This is a genomic window from Chamaesiphon polymorphus CCALA 037 (assembly GCF_003003845.1).
Taxonomy (GTDB): domain Bacteria; phylum Cyanobacteriota; class Cyanobacteriia; order Cyanobacteriales; family Chamaesiphonaceae; genus Chamaesiphon; species Chamaesiphon polymorphus.
The window spans coordinates 1-3,732 of sequence record NZ_PVWO01000539.1; the positions used below are offsets into that span (position 1 = coordinate 1).

2 protein-coding genes are annotated in these 3,732 nt (G+C 46.9%); both read right to left on the bottom strand.

Features of this window, described 5'->3' with window-relative positions; all coding sequences use genetic code 11:
* Positions 1-57: 57 nt before the first annotated feature.
* Positions 58-2,598, bottom strand: coding sequence for a protein kinase domain-containing protein (locus C7B77_RS25965; RefSeq protein ID WP_106311802.1), 2,541 nt, complete (start codon positions 2,596-2,598; stop codon positions 58-60).
* An 8-nt stretch (positions 2,599-2,606) separates the two neighbouring features.
* Positions 2,607-3,605 carry a DMT family transporter gene (locus C7B77_RS25970; protein ID WP_245894425.1) on the bottom strand — a complete coding sequence of 333 codons (999 nt, stop codon included), beginning with the start codon at positions 3,603-3,605 and terminating at the stop codon, positions 2,607-2,609.
* Between the last annotated feature and the right edge of the window lie 127 nt (positions 3,606-3,732).

Genomic DNA, 3,732 nt, shown 5'->3' on the forward strand with positions numbered 1-3,732 from the left:
TAAATGGTTTCGCCTACTTGTCGAGAAATGCTTAAACTATCTTCATCCAGTTTACTATTATCCCGCCCACCTACTTAGGTTTAGATATTCTTGAAATCGATCGGAGAGTTGGAGCTTTTTAAAGGCATTTAACCCCATCAAAATCGTGGTAAGGGGGTTTCGTACCTCATGGACGATCGTGGCGGCTAGTTCGCCAATTTCAGCTAGTCTGGCTAACGCTTTTTCGGCTTGCTTGAGTAGGGTAATATCCGCTGCTACTGCTAATAAGCAAGGTTCGTCCTCCAAGTAGATCGCCTCGGCAGAAAACAAGGTAGGGAAAATTTCACCCGATTTGCGGCGAAACCAGATCTCTAGATTGCTGACGGTGCCTTGCTGTTGTAGTTGTTGAGCGATCGAGACTCGATCGGCTGGATTCGCCCACACCCCCAGTTCTAGAGTACTGCGTCCGAGCATTTCTGCGCGGCGATATCCCAGCATCTGCAAGCAACGATCGTTGATTTCGAGGTAAGTGCCATCGTCGAGGGTGCTAATAGCGATCGCATCGGGAGAGGAGCGAAATGCAGTCGAGAACTTGGTTTCCGACACCCGCAAGGCATCTTCTACTTGCAAACGTTCCATCTCCGCTGCCGCTCGTGCTGCAAAAATCTCTAGAATTGCCTGCGTGCGCGCATTAGATTCCATCTCCTTATCATCTAGAACCGCCAGATGTCCCAACAAATTACCTGTCGAAGTTAGTAATGGAATGCCAGCGTAGCTTTGTGCTTCCATCGCCTCGAATTCATCTTTTTCTGCGGGAAATAAGGCTTGGATTTGGGCGGGAAAACACTGATAGCTATTACTCCCGACAACCCGTTCGCAGGGCGTACCGTACAAATCGTACTCGAACTCGTTGCCAAACTCATTGCCCTGCCAAAAGGCGAAACTCCGCACGCGGGTGGGTGGCGCATCCATGCACTCGCTGATGAAGGCATAGCGGACATCTAGAGCTTGAGCGAGGGAACGCACGAGGGAACGAAAGAAGTCTACACCCGTTGCGGAAACTGTACCTGCGACGATCGATCTGAGGATTTGCTCGGATTTTTGGCGTTCTAAGATTTCGGCTTGAAGTCTGTCGTTTGTCTGCGTCAGTTCGATCGTGCGTTGCTGGACGCGCAATTCTAGTTGGTTATATAGTTGGGCATTGTCGAGAGAAATTGCCGCTTGAACGGACAGAAACTGGATAATTTCTAATCGCTGGGGTGTAAAAGCTTCAGCCGTCAAATTATTTTCTAAATACAGAATTCCCGCCCGCTTAGTTTGATAAATTAATGGCGTACACAGAATCGATTTCGGCTGAAGAGCGATAATATAAGGATCTCGGTTAAAACGATCGTCTGTGGTAGCTCGATCGAGAACGATACTTTCTTGGGTACTTGCCACGTAATTGACAATCTCGATCGAAAACAGATCTTTGCGAGCTGTACTGTCGAGAGAATTACCTAGCAAAATAGACACGCGATCGGGTTCTACCACTGCGGCAATTTCTAATTCGCCATTGCTATCTAAAAGTAAACATCCGCGTTGTGCGCCAGAGTTCTCGATCGAGATTGTCATCAGTTTTGCTAACAATTTATCTAGCACGATCTCACCCGCAAGTGCTTGGGACGCTTTCATTAAAGCTGCTAGATCGAGTGCTGCCGATCCGGTAGTACTAGTGGTAGAAGCAAAATAACTAGTACTAACAGTTGAGGCTGGTTCGAGTTCGTTAACTTTTTCAATAGGACTCTCAGTTCGCTCTTCAAGTTGCTCTAGACATGCTTGCAGATCTGCACGAATTTCGTTGGTAGTTTGATGGCGATCTTCAGGATTTTTTGCCATCAGCTTCATCACTAGATCGGACAACAGCATGGGAATCGCCGGATCGATTTCATGAGGCGGTATCGGTTGTCTGGCAAGATGAGCGTGAACTAGCTCTAGCGGATCTGTTGTCTCAAATGGAAGACGAGTACACAACAATCGATAAAATGTTACCCCTAACGAATAGAAGTCAGTTCGATAATCGATCGATCGATTCATTCGCCCTGTTTGTTCTGGGGAAATATATGATAGAGTACCTTCTAGTAAGTTAGGATCGCAAGCTAGGGGACTTTCTGGCAATCGGATTGTAGCGAGTCCAAAATCAACAATCTTCACCTGTCCCGTGGCGATATTCAAGACAATATTAGCAGGATTAAGATCTTTGTGAATGATGTTATGCTGATGGATTTCGCCGAGAATTGATGTTAACTCAATTGCTAAATTCAAGAACTCTCTTAAATTAAATGTTCGATCGCGCAGACATATTTGTAGCGATGTTCCGCCGAAATCTTCAAGCACGAGTGCTGAATTTTGACCATAAGTTTCTAACCCATAAGCTGTAACAACACCTTCAATATTTAGACTTCGCAAAATGTTATATTCCAACTGGAATCGATCGATCTCTGGGGGCAATCGAGATTGTTGATTCGATATTTTGAGGATGACAGGCATGAGATCTGTACTGCGTCGCGCTCGATATAGCATCGATCTGGAGCTTTCGTAGAATTTCTCGATCGCTTGGTAGCCAGGAAAGTTAATCATTGTTTTTCCTAAATCCCTTTGAATCCCATTTTGGATTCGATCGATTGTTCGAGATCTACAGCACCGACTCGTTGCCGAGAATTAGCTCGTTTTTTAATCCCCACCTGACTTAAAAATACACCCAATAAAATAACGCTCCCGCCGATATATTGAGCGCGAGTGGGGACTTCGCCCAGTATTAGATAGGCAGCTAAGATCCCGAAAATCGGTGTAAACGAACCCACGATCGATGCTGTCGCCACCGATGAGGCGCGCAAACCAGCAGTCCAAAAAGATTGTCCCACGACAACAATAATCGCGCCGTATAGTAGCATCCATTGCCATAGAAACGGCGATAGGACATCGGTAAAATGGTAACGACCGTATAAACTCAAGGCAACACAGAAAAAGACGATTGTGCCCAATCCCGTCCGCATGGTGTTGTAGATTCCTAATGGCACTCTCGCAAGCCGCTGTTTGCCGACGATCGTAGCAATCGCTAAAGCCAGCGCACCTAACACCGTCAGCAATTCCCCCCACCCCATCGACAATCCCATAATCGGCATCATATTTGCCCGCGCAGGTTGCAGCACGATTGTCAGTACGACCCCCATAAACGCGATAATTGCTCCCAGAAATTCCCATTTATCTACTCGTTCGCGCAATAACCAGATCGATAATGCTAAGGTTAAAGGCGGTTCCAATCGACCGAGCAACACTACATTAGTTACTGGAGTCCAGGCTAGGGCTTGAAAAATCAAGCCTGGAGCCAGTGCGCCAGCCAAGATCGCCACCACAACCAAACTCACCCATTCTCGCCGCGATATGCGGTTTAATATAGTGGGATTCCATTGCGATCGATGGATGGCAACTAATACCAGCAACGCACACAGATTGCCTACAAACAATACGTTACACAGCGAGATCGGATTGTGTCCGCCCACGAAATTCATCGCCCCGATTTCCGTAATCTTGCGTGTCAGAGCACTAGAAGCCCCAAAAATCGGCACAGCCAGCCAGAGATACACTTGTCCGGGGATGCGGTTGGTAAATTGCTTCAGTCGTTGGGAACTAGAGGGATACCTGTCTAAATGTTATTTAGCGACCAGATAAAAGCTTGGCAGTGGAGACGTGAGGGTGTTTGGGATCTTTGAC

What these genes read in the sequence shown, in the direction of transcription:
- C7B77_RS25965 (WP_106311802.1), bottom strand. Translation starts at nt 2,598, where the DNA reads ATGATTAACTTTCCTGGCTACCAAGCGATCGAGAAATTCTACGAAAGC.